22 protein-coding genes are annotated in these 16,664 nt (G+C 71.1%); all 22 read right to left on the bottom strand.

Translation table 11 applies throughout. The annotated features are described in order from the left end of the window. Window positions 1-3 precede the first annotated feature (3 nt). The 22 genes from AC4BGB_RS08095 to flgB all read right to left on the bottom strand — a co-directional run bounded on the left by AC4BGB_RS08095 (window position 4) and on the right by flgB (window position 16,650). Complete coding sequence (locus tag AC4BGB_RS08095) at window positions 4-771, bottom strand: flagellar biosynthetic protein FliR (protein WP_490546267.1); 768 nt, start codon at window positions 769-771, stop codon at window positions 4-6. Window positions 772-774: 3 nt separating this feature from the next. Continuing rightward, window positions 775-1,044 carry a flagellar biosynthesis protein FliQ gene (fliQ, locus tag AC4BGB_RS08090; RefSeq protein WP_490546266.1) on the bottom strand — a complete coding sequence of 90 codons (270 nt, stop codon included), beginning with the start codon at window positions 1,042-1,044 and terminating at the stop codon, window positions 775-777. A gap of 8 nt (window positions 1,045-1,052) precedes the next feature. Next, entirely contained in the window at window positions 1,053-1,952 is a 900-nt protein-coding gene (gene fliP, locus AC4BGB_RS08085) for a flagellar type III secretion system pore protein FliP (protein ID WP_490546265.1), read from the bottom strand. Continuing rightward, entirely contained in the window at window positions 1,949-2,401 is a 453-nt protein-coding gene (locus AC4BGB_RS08080; RefSeq protein ID WP_490546264.1) for a flagellar biosynthetic protein FliO, read from the bottom strand. The genes fliP and AC4BGB_RS08080 overlap by 4 nt, the downstream gene beginning before the upstream one ends. Window positions 2,402-2,403: 2 nt before the next feature. Beyond that, complete coding sequence (fliN, locus tag AC4BGB_RS08075; RefSeq protein ID WP_490546263.1) at window positions 2,404-3,210, bottom strand: flagellar motor switch protein FliN; 807 nt, start codon at window positions 3,208-3,210, stop codon at window positions 2,404-2,406. Then, window positions 3,207-4,157, bottom strand: a complete 951-nt coding sequence (locus AC4BGB_RS08070; RefSeq protein ID WP_490546262.1) for a flagellar motor switch protein FliM — start codon at window positions 4,155-4,157, stop codon at window positions 3,207-3,209. The genes fliN and AC4BGB_RS08070 overlap by 4 nt, the downstream gene beginning before the upstream one ends. A gap of 45 nt (window positions 4,158-4,202) precedes the next feature. Further along, entirely contained in the window at window positions 4,203-4,646 is a 444-nt protein-coding gene (locus tag AC4BGB_RS08065; protein WP_490546261.1) for a flagellar basal body-associated FliL family protein, read from the bottom strand. After that, complete coding sequence (locus tag AC4BGB_RS08060) at window positions 4,643-5,539, bottom strand: OmpA/MotB family protein (protein ID WP_490546260.1); 897 nt, start codon at window positions 5,537-5,539, stop codon at window positions 4,643-4,645. The genes AC4BGB_RS08065 and AC4BGB_RS08060 overlap by 4 nt, the downstream gene beginning before the upstream one ends. Window position 5,540: 1 nt before the next feature. After that, the gene (locus tag AC4BGB_RS08055; protein ID WP_490546259.1) at window positions 5,541-6,305 is read right to left on the bottom strand and encodes a motility protein A; all 765 of its coding nucleotides are present in this window, start codon (window positions 6,303-6,305) and stop codon (window positions 5,541-5,543) included. Next, window positions 6,305-6,601 carry a flagellar FlbD family protein gene (locus tag AC4BGB_RS08050; protein WP_490546258.1) on the bottom strand — a complete coding sequence of 99 codons (297 nt, stop codon included), beginning with the start codon at window positions 6,599-6,601 and terminating at the stop codon, window positions 6,305-6,307. Before AC4BGB_RS08050 ends, AC4BGB_RS08055 begins: the two co-directional genes overlap by 1 nt. A gap of 237 nt (window positions 6,602-6,838) precedes the next feature. Continuing rightward, window positions 6,839-7,693: a flagellar hook-basal body complex protein gene (locus AC4BGB_RS08045; RefSeq protein ID WP_490546257.1), complete on the bottom strand. Its 855-nt coding sequence runs from the start codon at window positions 7,691-7,693 to the stop codon at window positions 6,839-6,841. Window positions 7,694-7,744: 51 nt separating this feature from the next. After that, the gene (locus AC4BGB_RS08040; protein ID WP_490546256.1) at window positions 7,745-8,269 is read right to left on the bottom strand and encodes a flagellar hook capping FlgD N-terminal domain-containing protein; all 525 of its coding nucleotides are present in this window, start codon (window positions 8,267-8,269) and stop codon (window positions 7,745-7,747) included. A 9-nt stretch (window positions 8,270-8,278) separates the two neighbouring features. Then, complete coding sequence (locus tag AC4BGB_RS08035; RefSeq protein WP_490546255.1) at window positions 8,279-9,592, bottom strand: flagellar hook-length control protein FliK; 1,314 nt, start codon at window positions 9,590-9,592, stop codon at window positions 8,279-8,281. After that, entirely contained in the window at window positions 9,589-10,548 is a 960-nt protein-coding gene (locus AC4BGB_RS08030) for a transglycosylase SLT domain-containing protein (protein ID WP_490546254.1), read from the bottom strand. Before AC4BGB_RS08030 ends, AC4BGB_RS08035 begins: the two co-directional genes overlap by 4 nt. After that, on the bottom strand, window positions 10,545-10,991 hold the full coding sequence (locus AC4BGB_RS08025; RefSeq protein ID WP_490546253.1) for a flagellar export protein FliJ: 447 nt from the start codon (window positions 10,989-10,991) through the stop codon (window positions 10,545-10,547). Before AC4BGB_RS08025 ends, AC4BGB_RS08030 begins: the two co-directional genes overlap by 4 nt. Beyond that, the gene (locus tag AC4BGB_RS08020) at window positions 10,988-12,292 is read right to left on the bottom strand and encodes a FliI/YscN family ATPase (RefSeq protein WP_490546252.1); all 1,305 of its coding nucleotides are present in this window, start codon (window positions 12,290-12,292) and stop codon (window positions 10,988-10,990) included. Before AC4BGB_RS08020 ends, AC4BGB_RS08025 begins: the two co-directional genes overlap by 4 nt. Further along, a complete protein-coding gene (locus tag AC4BGB_RS08015; protein ID WP_490546251.1) occupies window positions 12,289-12,975 on the bottom strand; it encodes a FliH/SctL family protein in 687 nt (228 codons plus the stop codon). Before AC4BGB_RS08015 ends, AC4BGB_RS08020 begins: the two co-directional genes overlap by 4 nt. Then, entirely contained in the window at window positions 12,959-13,972 is a 1,014-nt protein-coding gene (fliG, locus tag AC4BGB_RS08010; protein WP_490546250.1) for a flagellar motor switch protein FliG, read from the bottom strand. The genes AC4BGB_RS08015 and fliG overlap by 17 nt, the downstream gene beginning before the upstream one ends. Then, complete coding sequence (fliF, locus tag AC4BGB_RS08005; protein ID WP_490546249.1) at window positions 13,972-15,561, bottom strand: flagellar basal-body MS-ring/collar protein FliF; 1,590 nt, start codon at window positions 15,559-15,561, stop codon at window positions 13,972-13,974. The genes fliG and fliF overlap by 1 nt, the downstream gene beginning before the upstream one ends. Further along, complete coding sequence (gene fliE, locus AC4BGB_RS08000; RefSeq protein ID WP_490546248.1) at window positions 15,561-15,890, bottom strand: flagellar hook-basal body complex protein FliE; 330 nt, start codon at window positions 15,888-15,890, stop codon at window positions 15,561-15,563. The genes fliF and fliE overlap by 1 nt, the downstream gene beginning before the upstream one ends. Continuing rightward, entirely contained in the window at window positions 15,890-16,282 is a 393-nt protein-coding gene (locus AC4BGB_RS07995; RefSeq protein ID WP_490546247.1) for a flagellar basal body rod protein FlgC, read from the bottom strand. Before AC4BGB_RS07995 ends, fliE begins: the two co-directional genes overlap by 1 nt. Next, on the bottom strand, window positions 16,282-16,650 hold the full coding sequence (gene flgB, locus AC4BGB_RS07990; RefSeq protein ID WP_490546246.1) for a flagellar basal body rod protein FlgB: 369 nt from the start codon (window positions 16,648-16,650) through the stop codon (window positions 16,282-16,284). Before flgB ends, AC4BGB_RS07995 begins: the two co-directional genes overlap by 1 nt. Window positions 16,651-16,664: the final 14 nt, after the last annotated feature.

The raw sequence follows: 16,664 nt of genomic DNA, 5'->3' as shown, positions 1-16,664 counted from the left end.
CGCTCACCCCGCCCCGGACATCACGGCCATCGCCTGCTGGGCGAGGTCGGTCAGCCTGGCCACGGCGGGCGGCAGCACCGGGAAGGAGAGCCCGAGCAGCAGCAGCGTCAGCCCGATCTTGGCCGGGAACATCACATTGATGGCGTTGAGCTGGGGCGCGACCTTCGTCAGCAGCGCCAGCCCGAGGTCGGCGATGAACAGCACGGCGATCAGCGGCAGCGCGATCTGCACGGCGGTCGTGAAGAAGACCCGGAAGGCCGACCCGATCACCTCCGTGGCGTGCGTGGTGTCGGGGTTGGCGCCGACCGGCAGGAACCGGAAGGTGCTGAGCAGGCCGCCCAGCACGAGCATGTGCCCGTTGGTGACGAACAGGATGCTCGTCGCGAGCATCTGGTGGAAGGTGCCGAAGACGGTGTTGGAGTTCATCCCGAGGGGGTCGAAGCCCTGGGCCAGCGAGAAGCCGCCGAAGACGTCGATCATGGCGCCGGCGGCCGCGATGGCGGCGAGCAGCATGAAGGTGACGAAGCCCATCGAGGCCCCGATCGCGACCTGGGTCGCGGTCTCGGCGGCCAGGCCGAGGGCCGTGGTCGGCAGCGCGGTGTCCTTCAGTGCGGGGGCGACGGCGAAGGCCAGTCCCAGGGACAGGATCACCTTGGCGGTGTTGGGCACCGCTCGCGAGGAGAACGGGGGTACGACGGCCAGCCACGACACGATCCGTACCGAGGCGAGCAGGTACCCGATGAGCGCGTCGCCCGGGACCGTGATCTCCATCGGTCAGCCCAGCATGGCCGGAAGGCCCTCGAACAGGTCGATGGTGAAGGTCATCAGCGTGTGCAGCATCCAGTTGCCGCACACGAGCAGCGCGATCCCGACGCCGATCAGCTTCGGCACGAAGGACAGCGTGAACTCCTGGATCTGCGTCATCGACTGGAACATCGAGATGACGAAGCCGATGACCAGCGAGGTGACCAGGATCGGTGCCGAGAGCTTCAGCGCCACCATCATGGTCCTCATCGCCAGCTCGATGATCGTGGTGTCTGTCATCGAGGCACCTACCCGTAGCTCGAGATGAGTGACTTGATCAGCAGTCCCCACCCGTCGACGAGGACGAAGAGCAGCAGCTTGAAGGGCAGCGAGACCATCACGGGCGGCATCATCATCATGCCCAGGGCCATCAGCGCTCCGGCGACGACGATGTCGATCACCAGGAACGGGATGAACACGATGAAGCCGATGATGAAGGCCTGCTTGAGCTCGCTGAGCACGAACGCGGGGATCAGGGTGCTCAGCCCGACGTCGGCGCGGTTCTTGGGCAGCTCCCGCTTGGCCACGTTGGTGAGCAGCTCGAGCTGCTCGTCCTCGGTGTTGTCCAGCATGAACTCCTTGAGCGGCTCCGAGCCGTCCTCCCAGGCCTGCGCGGAGGTCTTGTCGCCGTCCATGTAGGGCTTGAGCCCTGCGTCGTTCATGCCGCTGAGCACCGGGGTCATGATGAACAGGCTCAGGAACAGCGCGAGGCCGGCGAGCACCTGGTTGGGCGGCGACTGCTGCAGCCCCAGCGCGTTGCGGGTCAGGCCCAGCACCACCAGGATCTTGGTGAAGCTGGTGCAGGTCAGCACGATCGCAGGCAGCAGCGAGAGCAGGGTCATCGTGAGGATGACCGAGACCGAGGTGCTCGGCTTGTCGGTGAGCCCGCTCAGGTTGACGTTGACGTCGGTCTGGTTTCGCTCCGCGGGTCCGTCCGGCCCCTCCGGGCCGTCGGGCTCGCCGGGGTCACCGGGCGCGGCGGGCAGCAGGCTCGGCGTACTCACCTGGCCGACGCCGGCCGTGCTGGTGGCTGGGCTGACGGCTGGGCTGGTGGCCGCGCCGGCAGTGGCCGGCAGTACGGCGATCGAGACGACGAACCCGGCGAACAGCAGCGACAGGAGCAGCAGCGCGCGCCGGACCGTGCTCACGAGGCGCGTCCGGTGGCGACGGCCATCGCCTGGCGCCAGGTCTCGGCGGAGAGCACCGAGCCGGCCAGCGGGCCGGTGGCGGCCAGCGACCGCTCCTTCGGCAGGGACGGGAGGGGCTGCCTGGCGGCGACGTCGTCGAGGTCGGTGACCTCGGCGTGGTCGTCGCGCGCGGCCGGGGCCGTGACGACCTCTGCCGGCTCGCCGAGCTCGCCCTCCTCGAGCTCGGCGAGCACGTTGACCTGGTGCTCGGTGGTGCCGAGCACCAGCACGCGGCTGCCGACCTGTACGACGGCGACCGCGGTTCCCCGGCTGAGCGCCTGACGGTGCACGACGCGCACCAGGGCGCCGTTGCGGGGACGGAACTTCTGTCCTCCCACCTTGACGGTGACGAGGAGGAGACCGATGACGACGGCCAGTGAGAAGACCAGTCGTACTGCCAGCTCGACCATGGTCACCCAGCGCTGGAGTCGAGGATCTGGGTGATCCGGAGTCCGAAGTCCTCGTCCACGACGACGACCTCGCCGCGGGCGATCAATCGGCCGTTGACCAGGAGGTCGGCGGGGCTGCCCGCTGCGCGGTCCAGCTCGAGGACGTCGCCGGGTGCCAGGGCGAGCAGGTCGCGCACGGCCATCCGGGTGCGCCCGAGCTCGACCGTGAGCTCCATGTCGACGCCGTGCAGCATCTCGATGCCGCGTCGCGGAGCCACTCCGGGCTGTGGGTTCCCGGTCAGTGGCTGGTGCGTGACGGCGGCCGGCGGGACGGTCGGGGCGTTCGCGGCGGCCGCGCTGGTGGCGGTGGAGAACTGACCCGTCTCGGTGGTCGCGGCGACGAGGACGTCGTTGGTCACGGCGATCGCGGCGGCGGCGCCGGCGCCGATCAGCGGTACGACGGTGAACGGCCCGCCGAGCTCGGCGGCCAGGGAGGCGGGGTCGACGTCGGTGGCCGCCTCGGCGGTGGCGCCCACGGTGAGGGCCACGGCGTCCACGGCGGGCTGCACCGCGGCGGCGAGTCGCAGCCCCGGCGTCGGGCTGGACGCGAGGGCGCCGACGAGCTCGTCACCGACGAGGATCCCGATCCGGGCGGTGGGGTGACCGGTGAGGCGGGCGACCACCGCGCCGGGGAAGCCGGCGCCGACCTCGGCGGTGCCGACCTGGGCGCCTGCCACGATCAGTGGCTGCACCGAGGGCAGCACGCCCGAGGCGAGGGTGGCGGCCGCGATCGCGATCGTGGTGTCGACGGTGGGGAGCTGGGTGGTCATCGGTCCTCCTTGGGGGCGCCCACGACGAGGGCGGCGAGCTTCGGACCCTTCGAGCCCGGGGTGGCGTGGGCGAAGACGGTGTCGTCGGTGGTGACGTCGAGGGGTGCGGCGGCGGGGTGGCTGAGCCGGATGACGTCGCCGACGGCCAGCTCGCCCAGCGAGTCGGGGGAGACGTGCGTCGTCCGGAAGCGGACGGCGATGTCGACCGGGACCGACTCGAACTGGCGGCGCAGAAGCTCGGCCGAGCGGACCCGGGTGGCGCGCTCGCGGTCGGAGACCGGAGCCGGTGCCGCCGCGGCGACGAGGTAGGGGAGCAGCTCGCTGAACGGCAGGCACAGCGTCACCCGGTGGGGCCGCTCGCCGATGCGGAGGTCGAAGGTCGCGACGGCCACCACGTCGGAGGCGCCGGCGAGCTGGGCGAACATCGGGTTGTACTCGACGCCCTGGATCACGGGGTCGAACTCGAGCACGTTGCCCATCGAGTAGCGCATCTCGGCCAGCAGGCGTTCGATGAGCCGCGTCATCACGGTGCTCTCGATCTCGCTCAGCGTGCGCAGCGGCTGCGAGTCGGAGCCGGGCCCGCCGAGGATGTGGTCGATGCAGGTCATCGCGGCCTTGACCGGCATCTCGAGCACGCCGCGACCCGCCAGCGGGTCCGCGGTGAAGATGGTCATGTACGTCGGCGCGAGCAGCCCGTGGACGTACTCGCCGTAGTTGCGCTGCTCGACCGAGAGCAGGGTCAGCGAGCACACCGTCCGCAGGGACGAGGTGAACAGGGTCGTCGCCTGGCGCGCGAAGCTGTCCAGGCCCACCTGCAGGATGCGGGCGTGCTCGCGGGAGAGCTGGATCGGCCGGCTGAAGTCGTAGGCGACCGCTGCGGGCCGCTCGCGGCCCTCGGGCAGGACGGAACCCCCGGTGGCGCGGGAGGGTGAGGATGCGGGGTTCACGCCCGTCGTATCGACCGGCGTGGACCTGACCTGAGCCTTTTCAGCTCACTGGGTGACGAACTCCGTGAAGTACACCTCCATCACGTCCCCGTGGTAGCGCTCCCCGAGCTCGTGCTCGAGGTCCTTCTTGAGCTTCTCCCTCTTCTTCGGGTCGGTGAGCTCGGCGAGGTCGCGCCCGCTGAACTCGCTGATCGCCGCGTCCAGTGCCTTGCTGCCGTCGGCCTCGTGGGCCTTGTCGGACAGCTGGAGCGCCAGGCCCAGGCGCAGGTAGTGCGCACCGGCCAGGTTGATCTGGATCGGGTCGAGCGTCATCACCTCGCCGGGCTTCGGCGGGGCCGGGGGCTGGGGCCGGAACTTCCAGTAGCCGCCGGCGGCGAGCACCAGGATGAGGACGATGACGACGATCTTCTTCCGGCTCTTGCTCTCGGCCGGGGCCGCGCCGTCGGTGCCCTGGGCCGGCGGGCTCGTGGGCATGGCAGTGATGGTCATGAGGGCTCTCCTCCGGGGAGGTCGTGGGTGCTGAGGACCTGCTTGATCAGGGAACGGGTCTGGGCCGGCAGCGACGAGTGGATGACGATGTCCACGCGCTTGTTGACCTCCTGGGACCCGGGCTTGGCCGGGTCGAGGATGGGCCGCTCGGGGCCGAACGCGCTGGCGGTCATCCGTTTGTTGGGGAGCTTCCAGGTCTCGTTGAGGTACCGCAGCACCCGCACGGCCCGGGCGGCCGAGAGCTCCCAGTCGGTCGGGAAGTACTTCGGCTTCACCTTCACCTGGTTGGTGTGCCCGTCGATGGAGAGGGACTCGTCGAGCTCGGCCAGGACCGGGGCGATCGTGTCGACCACCCTGCGGCCACGGGGGGAGAGCTCGGCGACGTCGTTCTGGAAGACCACGTGGCGCGAGACCAGGCTGACCACCAGGCCGCGCTCGTCCAGCGCGGTACGTACGTCGTCCTGCAGGCCGGCCTTCTTCAGGGCCTCGTAGAGCCGCTTGCGGATGCCCTCGAGCCGGTCGACCTCCACCTCGGCGTCGGCGTACTCACGCTGCTGGCGGAGACGGTCGTTGCGCTCCACTGCCTGGGCGACCGCGGCCTGCTGCTTGGGCGGCAGGTCGCTGGCGAGCTCCGCGGGGGCGATCGGCGCCGCGATGGCGGTGCCGGGCTGCTCGAGGAGGCTGCTGGACCCGTCGAGGAGGGAGGTCGACTGGCCGAACCCGGCCGCGAGACCCACCTTGAGGGCGTTGAACTTCTTCTCGTCGACCTGGCTCATCGCGAACATCACGATGAACAGCACCATCAGCAACGTCACCATGTCTGCGTAGGTGACCAGCCAGCGCTCGTGGTTCTCGTGCTCCTCGTGCGGAGCCTGACGTTTGCCGCGGCTCATCTCAGGCCGCCTCTTCCTGGCTGCGCCCGATGATCAGCGAGCGGAGCTTCTGCGCGACCACGCGCGGGTTCGACCCGGCCTGGATGGCCGCGACGCCCTCGATGGTGACCTCCATCCGGGCCGCCTCGAGCTCGCCGAGCCGCTTGAGGCGGTTGCCGAGCGGCAGGAAGATCACGTTGGCGGACGTGACGCCCCACAGGGTCGCCACGAACGCGCCGGCGATGAGGTGCCCGAGCTCCTCGGGCGCGGCCAGGTTCTCCAGCACGTGCACCAGGCCCATGACGGTGCCGATGATGCCGATGGTGGGCGCGTAGGCGCCGGCGTCGGCGTAGAACTTCGCCGCCTGCTTGTCGGCGGCACGCTTGGCATAGACCTCGGACTCGAGGATCTCGCGCAGCTCCTCGGGGTCGGTGCCGTCGATGGCCATGGTGACGCCGCGGCGCAGGAAGTCGTCGTCGACCTCCTTGACGGAGTCCTCCAGGGCCAGCAGCCCCTCGCGGCGGGCGCGCTCGGCGAGGGTGACCACCTGCGGGACGAGGTCCTCGGGGGACTCGGCCTTGCCGGTGAAGGCGCGCTTGGCCGAGGAGACGGCCGTCTTCGCGTCGTGCATCGTGCCGCCGGCCATGGTGACCAGCAGGGTGGTGCCGAAGACGAGCAGGATCGGCGGGAGCAGCAACAGGCTCGTCGGGTCGCCCCCTTCGAGCACGTTCGCGGTGACGACGACGGCGAAGGCGGCGCCGATGCCGATGGCGGGTGCCGGATCCATCACACCTCCCGCGAGATCGGGGTGACCGGGGACAGGTGCGGGACCGAGGGGGTCGGCTCACCGCAGTGGCCGTCGGCGTCCAGGCCGACGTCGACCGGCTGCAGGTAGCGGCTCAGCGTGATGATCTCGCTGCGGTGGCGCCGGATCGCCTCGGTCACGGCGGTGGGGGACTCCAGGACGACGTACTTCTTGCCGTCGACCAGCGTGATCACGGTGTCGGCCGTCGAGTCGACTCGTTCGATGAGGTCGCAGTTCAAGACGAACGGCTGACCTGAGATTCGCGTGAGCGCTATCACGACGCACCTTCCTTGTGCCTACACCTGTGAGCGGCCATCCGTGGCCAGGTACCTGATCCATCGGCCGTGCCCGCCCCGACCTGAGCCGTTGATCCGAAAAAGGTGTCCGAAAAAGGCGGTTTTGTGCAGGGTGGCCGAAGCAGTTGTCGCAGCAGTGGCGCGGGGAGGAGCCGGGCGGACGTACGAGAGCACCCTGGCGCCGCGGACTCGCGGGGCGCCAGGGTGCTCTCGGCAGGGTCAGCGCTTGATGTTGACGAGGTCCTCGAGGACCTGGTCGGAGGTGGTGATCACGCGCGAGCTCGCCTGGAACCCGCGCTGCGCCAGGATCAGGTTGGTGAACTCCACGGCGAGGTCCACGTTGGACATCTCGACCATGCCGCCGACGAGGTCGCCGTTCATGCCGGCACCGGGGAGGCCGACCTGGGGCGCGCCCGAGTTCGCGGTCTCCCGGAAGGAGGTCTCGCCGACCTTCTCCAGCCCCATCGGGTTGTTGAAGTTGGCCATCGCCAGCTGGGCGATGTCGCGCTGGGTCTCGTCGGAGAACACCCCACGCAGCTTGCCGTCGCCACCGATGTTGTACGACGTCATCTGCACCCCCGCGGGGACCGGCGGGGTCAGCCCGCTGAAGTCGAGCGAGACGTTGATCAGCCCGCCGGTGGGGTTGCCGTTGCCGTCGAGGGCATAGCCCTGGACCCGGCCGCCGGTCGGGTTGACCAGCCCGCCGGTCTCGTCGAAGGTGAACGAGCCGGCGCGGGTGTAGAGCTGCTCGCCGTTCTTGCGGACCACGAACATGCCGTCGCCCTGGATCATCAGGTCGGTGGCCCGGCCGGTGCTCTGCGCGGAGCCCTGGTTGTAGTTGGTCGTGGTGCCCGCGACCTGGACGCCGAGCCCGACCTGGACCGGGTTGGTGCCGCCGCGGGCGGCGTTGGACCCCGACGCCGCGGTGAGCATCTGGCTCAGCGTGTCGGAGAAGACGGTGGTGCTGGACTTGAAGCCGACGGTGTTGGCGTTGGCGATGTTGTTGCCGGTGACGTCGAGCATGGTCTGGTTGACACGCAGGCCGCTGATGCCGGCGAAGAGTGAGCGAAGCATGGGATGGGTTCCTCTCGATGGATGGGTGCACCGGCCCCTGGGCCGGCGGTGCTACGCGGTGATGGGGCTCTCGGTGCCGTCGGTGTTGCTGCCATCGGTTCTGCTGCCATCGGTTCTGCTGATGGCGGTCGACGGCGTACCCGAGGTCACGGACTGGACCTGGGCCAGCGGCACCTGGTTGCCGGCGACGTCGAGCACGGGCCCGTCGCTGCCGAAGGTGACCCCGTTGACGGTGCCGTTCTGGAGGGCCCCGTCAGCCGAGGTCCAGGAGACGCTGCGCCCGACGAGCCCGCTGGCACCGAAGGCCATCTGGCTGGCGACGAGCTGAGCGGTCTGGTCGGCGACGTCCTGCATCTTCTCCAGGGCGGTGAACTGCGCCGACTGCGCCAGGAACTGGCTGGAGTCGGTGGGGTTCATCGGGTCCTGGTACTTCATCTGGGCGACCAGCAGCTGCAAGAACATGTCCTTGTCGGCCGAGGTGCTGGTCGTCGTGGTGGGTCCGGTGGCGGCACCGGTCGTCGGTCCGGTGCCGAGGATGCCGGTGTAGGTCAGCGGCTCGGTGGCTCCGATGGACATGCGTCCTCCTCACATCCGGAGGTCGACCCCGCCCCGGCTGGGGACGTGGCTGACCTCGTGGATCGAACGGTCCCCGCGGGAGCGGGAGCCGTGGTCGTGGTCGGTGCCGTCCGTGGCATGGCTGTCGTCGCCCATCCGTGAGTGACGCGATCCGTGGTGTTGCTGGGTGTCGAAGCGACCGGTGAAGGCCGCCTGCTGGTCCCGGTTCTCCGGGGTGTCGGCGAGCGACCCGGACTGGGTGCCGCTCGAGGAGGCCACCCCCGGGAGCTCGGCGAGGGTGAGCTTGTGGTCCTTGACGCCGATCAGCTCGAGCGCGCGGGTCAGGTCGCGGGCGGAGAGCGCGAGCGCCTCCCGGGCCTCGCTGCCGGCGGCGAGCCGCACGTGCACGTCGCCGTCGCGCACCGTCAGCACGACGCGGACCTCGCCGAGCGCGCGCGGGTTCAGCTCCAGGGTCACGCGGTGGACGCCCTCGCCGTTGCTGAACAGCTTGGTCACCTCGGGGACGACCTGGCCGGCCACCGCGCGCGAGACGGGTGTCGTGGGCAGGTCCGGCGCCGGTGCGACCTGCGCCGGTCCGGCAACGGCCTGGCTGCCCGTGGGGCCGGAGGGCGCGGGGACGGCCTCGGCCTGGTGGTCGCCGGGCTGTACGTCGCCGGGCTGTACGTCGACGGGCTGGGTGCCGGTGGGCTGGGTGCCGGTGGGCTGGGTGCCGGTGGGCTGGGTGCCGGTGGGCTGGGTGCCGGTGGTCTGGGCGCCGGACCGGTTGTCCGCTGCCTGGGTGGCGGCGGCCGGGGCGTCCGCGGACGGGCCGTCGGCCGGCGGGACCACCAGGTCGGCACTGACGCCGTTGCCCGTGCCCGCGTCGCCCGACAGTGCGATGGCCTCCGGTGCCGGGGGCACCGGCACCGTGAGCAGTCCGTCCAGCGCCAACGCGAGGCCGAGCACGGCACCAGCATCGACAGCGGGACCGGCAGTGGCGTCGGCCTCGGGGTCGGTGGTCTCGGTGGCGTCCCCGGAGGGGCTGCCACCGAGGGGGCCCGGGAAGAGCGCGGCGGCGCCGGCCTGGAGACCTGGCCGCAAGCCGGCCAGGAGGTCGGCCAGGAGATCGGCGGGTGCTTCCTGCGCACCCTCCTGGCCACCTTCCTGGGCGCCCTCCTGCTCGCCGGGAGCGGTCCCGGTGGTCGCCGGAGCCGTGAGCACTCCGAGCGCGAGCCGGATGGCCACGGAGAAGGCCTCCGCGGCGCCGATCCCCACGGCCGGCGGGTTCCCGAGGACCCCTGCCGGGAGGGCGGAGACCGAGGACTCGACTGCTATCTGGGTCATGCGGTCCTCCCCAACATCGACATGATGTTGCGTACGTAGTTCTGCGTCTCGGCGTACGGCGGGATGCCGTCGTACTTCATCACCGCACCGGGGCCGGCGTTGTAGCCCGCGAGCGCGAGCTCGGTGCTGCCGAAGCGGTTCTGCAGGTCGCGGAGCATCCGGGCGGCTCCGTCGACGGCCTGGGCCGGGTCCATCGAGTCGGTGACGCCGAGGCCCTTCGCGGTGCCGGGCATGAGCTGCATCAGGCCGCGCGCCCCGGCGGGGCTGACGGCGTCGGGGCGGTAGCCGGACTCCTGCTTGGCCACCGCGGAGAGCAGGGCGGGACTGACGCCGTACCTCGCGCCTGCCTGGTTGAACAGGTCGGCGTACGGCACGCCGGAGACGGTGCCGCCACCCGCGACGCCGGCGGCGGCCACGGGGGAGACTCCCGAGACGGCCGAGTCGGGCAGGATCCGGCGGATCATGTCGGGCGTCTTCGGCACGTCGACGATGCGGATGTCGAGTCCCGTGCGGGGTGCCTCGATCATCTTGCCGTTGCCGACGTAGATCGCGATGTGGTCGGCGCCGTTGTTGCGGCTGGAGTTGTCCCACGCGAGGAGGTCGCCGGGCTTGGCCTCGGCGAGGCTGGCCACGGGCCGCCCCTGGCGGGCCTGGTCCGCGGAGAGACGGGGGAGGTCGAAGCCGAACTTCTGGTAGACCTGCTGGACCAGGCCGGAGCAGTCGACGCCGCGCTCCTTGGAGTTGCCGCCCCAGACGTAGGGGAGGCCGAGGAACTCCTTGGCCTCGTTGACGATGTCGTTGCCGGTGACCGCGCCGGTGCCGGTGCCTGCGGTGCCGAGCGCCTGCGCGAACGCGGTCCCGTTGGCCGCGTCCACCGAGGACGTGCGGACCGGGCTGAGCAGCGCCAGCTGGGACTGCAGCTGCTGGATCCGGGAGGTGACGTCGCCGACGCTCACGATGCCTCCCCGAGCGCACGGGTACGCCGCCACAGCTGGGTGGCGACCTCGTCCTGGACCTTCGCATCGGCACGAAGGGCCTCGGCGCGGGCCTCGTCGAGGCGTCGCTCCTGGAGCATCTCGATCGTGCGCAGGCGGGTGCGGTCGTGCTGCCAGTGGGACTGTGCGGACGCGGCGAGGCTGCCCGCCGACTCGAGCCGGGTGCGGGCGGTCGCGACCGCCTGGCCCAGGGCCAGCATGGTCTGGCGCAGCGCCACGAACTCCAGCGGGGAGGAGGCGTGCTCGCCGGCGAGGCCCGCGAGCCGCGACTCGACGGAGGCGAGCTCGATGCGGGAGGTCTCCACCTCGCGCAGGGCGATCTGGAGGCCGGCCAGGCTGTCGCGCTCGCGGACCCGGCGCACCCGGGCCACGGCGTCGAGGGAGTGCACGTCGCGTGCGGTCATCGGTTCACCAGCCCGTGCAGTCGCTCCCACGTGGTGGCGCAGTCGGTCGGGTCGTCCATCGACTGCTGCAGGAACGCCTCGATGCGGGGCATCAGCTCCAGCGCCTGGTCGGCGTTCGGGTCCGCGCCGTTGACGTAGGCGCCGATCTCGACGAGGTCGCGCACCTCCCGGTGGGCGGCGAGCAGCCGGCGCAGCCGACGGGCGTCCTCCTGCTGCTCGCGGGTGGTCACGGCGCCGGTGACCCGCGAGATCGACTCGAGCACGTCGATGGACGGGAAGTGCCCCGAGGTGGCGAGCCGCCGCGAGAGCACCACGTGGCCGTCGAGGATCGAGCGCGCGCTGTCGCCGATCGGGTCCTGGAGGTCGTCGCCCTCGACCAGGACGGTGTAGAGCCCGGTGATGCTGCCCTCGGGGCTGGTGCCCGCGCGCTCGAGGAGCCGCGGCAGCAGGGTGAACACGCTGGGCGGGTAGCCGCGCGTGGCCGGGGGCTCGCCCGCCGAGAGGCCGATCTCGCGCTGCGCCATGGCGACCCGGGTCAGGCTGTCCATCATCAGTACGACGTGCGAGCCGCTGTCGCGGAAGAACTCGGCGATGCGGGTCGCCACGAAGGCGCAGCGCAGCCGCTCGACCGGAGGAGCGTCCGAGGTGGCCACCACGACCACCGACCGAGCGAGGCCCTCGGGCCCGAGGTCGTTCTCGATGAACTCCCGCACCTCACGGCCGCGCTCACCGACCAGGGCGATCACCGACACCTCGGCGTCGGTGCCGCGGGCCACCATCGAGAGCAGGCTGGACTTGCCGACGCCGGAGCCGGCCATGATGCCCAGACGCTGGCCGCGGCCGCAGGAGACGAGCGCGTCCAGGGCACGGACCCCGAGCCCGACCTGGTGGTCGATGCGCGGGCGGGCCAGGGCGCCGGGAGCAGCGTGCTCCACCGTGACGCGAGGCAGGGAGTCGAGCGAGGGTCCGCCGTCGATCGGGCGTCCGAGGCCGTCGAGCACCCGTCCCCGGAGGGCGTCGCCGACACCGATCCGCAGCGGCCCGCCGGCAGGGTGCACCGGCGCCCCGATGCTCAGGCCCGAGGTGGAGCCCAACGGCAGGCACACCAGGCCCGACGGCCCGCTGGCGACGACCTCGGCGAGCACGGGGGAGGCGCCCTCGACCGAGAGCAGGTCGCCGACCGCGGCGTCGAGGCCGGTGACCCGCAGCTGCAGCCCGAGCAGCTCGGAGACCCGGCCCAGGCGTGCGGGGCGGGCCGCGTCCCTGGCGAGGTCGAGCATCGAGGTGGCGAGCAGGCTCATCGCAGCGCCTCCCGCACCCGGGCGACCGCGCGGTCGATGCGCAGGTCGAGGACGTGGTCGTGCAGCTCGACCAGGGCGTCGGCCTGCGCGAGGGTCGCGTCGACCGCGATCGTCACGCCGGCGGGCAGCTCGGCGTCGAGCACGTGGTAGGCCACGGCAGGGCTCAGTCTCACGGTGGCCAGGGCGCCCTCGGGGAGGACGTCCAGCGCGCGGCGTACCACCTCGACGGGGGTCTGCTCCGCGGCCCGCTGGCCCAGCACCTCGGTGGTCACCGCGACGGCGAGGGCGGCGGACTGCTCCTCGAGGCGGTGCACCAGCTCGGCCCGGGCCTGCCCCAGCTTGGTGGCGGCGGCGCGCAGGGCGGCGAGGGCGTTGGCGTGCTCGGCCTCGCGGCGCTCGGAGTCGAGACGGAGCTGCTCCTCCTGCTCGCTGCGGGCGGCCTGCTCGGCGGCCCGGGCCTCGCGGACGCCCTTGGTCCAGCCGACGGCGTACCCCTGTGCCTCCGCGGTCGAGCGGGTGCGCTCGGCAAGGCCGGACAGGGTGTCCTCGGTGACCAGGTCGCCGAAGGTGCTGTTGGACCCCAGCCGGGTCCAGGTGCCGGCACGGAGGTCCGGCGTGCTCGGGGCGTACGCCGATCCGGCCTGGCCGGCGCGCAGCACGCGCGGCTCAGACGACGAAGTCATCGTCGTTCCCGCGGCGCAGCATGATCTGGCCCTGCTCCTCGAGCTCGCGGATCGAGCGGATGATGCCCTGCTGGGCCTCCTCGACCTGGGTGAGCCGGACCGCGCCGAGGATCTCGATCTCGTCGATCAGGTCGGCGGCGGCACGCTGGGAGAGGTTCGTGGTGATCTTGCTGCGCACCGTCTCGGAGACACCCTTCAGGGCGAGCGCCAGGCTGCCGGTGTCGATCGTGCGCATCACCAGCTGCACCGAGCGGTCGTCGAGCTGGACGATGTCCTCGAACATGAACATCCGGCTCCGGACCTCCTCGGCCAGAGCGGCGTCGAGGGCCTCGAGCCCCTCGACGATCTGGCGCTCGGTCGACCGGTCGGAGCGGTTGATGATGTTGACCAGCGGGTCCACGCCACCCACGCGCGACACGTCGGACGGCTGGAGCATCGAGGAGAGCTTGCGCTCCAGGGTGCTCTCGACGGCCTTGATCATCTCGGGGGAGGTGCGGTCCATCACCGCGATGCGGTGCGCGATCTCGGCCTGCTGGTCCGAGGGCAGCCCGGAGAGCAGCAGCGAGGCCTTCTCCGCGGACATGTGCGCCAGCACCAGGGCGATCACCTGCGGGTGCTCGTCGACGATGAAGGAGCGCAGCTGGGCCGGGTCCACCCGCCGCAGGAACTGGAACGGCAGCTGCACGGCCGCGGCGTTGAGCCGGTCCATGATCTCGGAGGCGCGCTCGGGACCGAGGGACTGCTCGAGCAGGTGCTTGGCGTACTCCAGGCCGCCCTGGGCGATGTGCGACCGGGCGGTCATCAGGTCGTGGAACTCGCCCATCACCGCCGAGTTCTCCTCGGGGGTGATCGAGTCCAGGCGGGCGATCTCGGCGCTGACCGCCTCGACCTCGGCCTCGCTGAGCTTGCTCAGCACCAGGGCCGCGCGCTCGCGGCCGAGCTGGATCAGCACGATCGCGGCCTTGCGGACCCCGATGGTGGCAACCGACGGCGTCATCAGCGCTCCACCAGCCATCCGCGTAGCAGGGCCGCGACGTCCTCGGGCTGACTCTCAACGAGGGCGATCAGCTCCGCGCGCATGTCGTCCTCGGGCGAGGACGCACCCTCGAGGCTCAGCAGTGCGCTCGCCGGGCTCTCCAGGGCACGGCCCTCGTCGCGGCGGGCGGCGTCGTTGCGCAGCTGCTCGACGACGTACGTCGTTGCCTCCTGCCGCTTCTTGCTGCGGCGGCGCCCGGTGATCCAGGCGGCGAGGAGCGCGAGCAGCACCATGACGCCCATGGACACGTTGCGGAGCAGCTCCATCCGGCCGGCCTTCTCGGCGGCGGCCGCCTCGGCCTTGACGGCCTTGGCGGCAGCCTCCTCGGCGCTGCGGTCGAAGGGCAGGACCGAGACGCGCACCGTGTCGCCGCGCTTGGGATCGATGCCCAGGGCCGAGGCGATCATCTGCTGGATCTCCTCGGGGTCGTTGCTCGCCGCGGCCTCCTGGTCGAGGGCGACGCCGATGTGCAGGGAGTCGACCGCACCGGGGGCGGCCTCGCGGCGCTCGGTGGTGCTGTTGATCGCGTTGTCCTTGGTCTCGGACTTCTTGGCGTAGCTCGAGCCGGAGCCGTCCCCGCCCGCGGAGGTGTCCATCTGGCCGTCCGGGCCGACCACGCCGGCGGCGGCGGCGGAGCCGGCCGGTCCGGTGTAGTCCTCGGTGTTGGTCGTGGAGGAGAGCTCCAGGCCCTCGGGGTCGGCGGGCGCGTACTTGCGGGACTCGGTGACGGTCTTGTCGAAGTTGAGGTCCGCGGTGGCCTGGACGTTGGAGTTGCCCGGGCCGAGCACGCGGTCCAGCATCGCCTGGACACGGGCGTTGATCTCGTTCTGGAAGTCGGTGACGTACTGGCTGCGCGTGCTCGCCGCGGCGCCTCCGACCGATCCGTTCGTCGAGAGCAGCTTGCCGGTGGAGTCGGCGACGGTGACCTTCTCCGCGTCCATGCCGTCGATGCTCGCGGCCACCAGGTGCACGACCGACTGGACCTGCTCGTTGCTCAGCGTGGAGCCCGGGCGGGTGCCGACGAGGACCGACGCGGTCGGCGGGTCCTGCTTGTCGGCGAAGACCTGCTTGGCCGGGATGGCGAGGTGGACGACGGCCGACTGGACGCTGTCCATCGCCTCGATCGTCTTGGAGAGCTCGCCCTCCATGGCCCGCTTGAAGTCGGTCTGCTCCTTGAACTGCGAGGTGGAGAGGTCCTGCTCGTCGAGCAGCGAGTAGCCGCCCTTGGACCCGCTCGGCAGGCCCTCGCCGCTGAGCTGGATGCGCGTCTTGTAGACGTCGTTGCGGGGCACCAGCACGCTGTTGCCGCCGTTGCCGAGCTCGTAGTCGATGCCCTGGGCGTCGAGCTGCTCGATCACGGCCGAGGCGTCCTCGGAGGAGAGGTTGCTGAAGAGCGGGGCGTAGTCGGGCTGGGAGACCCAGCGGAACACCATCACCGCGGCAAGGAGCAGGGCCCCGGTCCCGAGGAGGGCGACCACCTTCTGCGCGGCGGTGAAGCCGGAGAAGGTCTGCTGGTACCCGGAGAACTTCTGCAGTACTCGATCCTTCATCACACCGGCATCCGCATGATCTCGTTGAACGCCTCGAGGGCCTTGTTGCGCACAGCGACCGTCAGCTGCGTGGTCACCGCAGCCTCGGTGGCGGCGATCGTGTAGTTGTGGATCGCCTGGAGGTCACCGGTCGCGGCCTTGACGGCCAGCTGGTCACTGGCGGCCTGGACCGACTCCAGCCGGTCGATGCCGTCGAGCACCAGCTCCCCGAACTCGCCGGAACCCTTGACGGAGCTGCTGGCGGCAGCTCCCTTGACGCCGCTGCCGGCGTCGAGGGTGGGGGTGGCGAGCGGGGTGAACCCGATGGACTCGATCCCGGAGACACTCATCAGGCACGTCCGATCGACAGGGCGGACTGGTAGGTCTCCTGGGCGTCCTTGGTGACCTGGACCGAGGCCTGGAAGCCGCGCTGGGCCATCACCAGCTGGCTCATCTGGCTGGCCATGTCGACCTCGGGTGTCCGCACGTAGCCCTGCTCGTCGGCCAGCGGGTGGTCCGGGGCGTACTCCAGGCGACCGGCCGGGTCACCCTCGACGATGCCGCCCACCTGGACGCCGCCGCCCTGGCGGGCCTCGGCGATCACGGACTGCGCCGTGAAGGCGTCCTCACTGGTCGGCTTGACCGTGTTCACGTTGGCGATGTTGTTGGCGAGCGTGTCCAGCCAGGTCTGGTGCATGCCCAGGCTGGAGCTGGCGATCCGCAGCACGTCGAAGGCGCCCATCACATGCCGCCGAGGGAGTCGCGGATGCGGGTGAACCGGTCGTTCACGGCGCGGGAGAGCATCTGGTACTGGTACTGCGTCTGGACCGCGGCGAGGGTCTCCTTGCGCAGGTCCACGTTGTTGCCGTTGGCGCCCACGGGGGTGTCGGTCGGGTTCGTCTCGACGCTCACGCCACCGCTGGAGCTCGCGGTGATCTTGCCGCCCTCGACCGCCTGTCGCAGGGAGGTCTCGAAGTCGACGCTGGTCGCCCGGAACCCCGGGGTGTCGACGTTGGAGATGTTGTCGGCGGTCACCTTCTGGCGCAGGGTGACGCCCTCGAGGGCGACTCCGAGCACACGGCTCACAGCGTCGGATACGGCCAAGGACACGACATGCCTCCGGA

This window comes from Nocardioides sp. Z30_9 (assembly GCF_058215735.1).
Note: the sequence above shows the minus strand (reverse complement) of the source record. Positions and strands in the feature narration are given on the sequence as shown.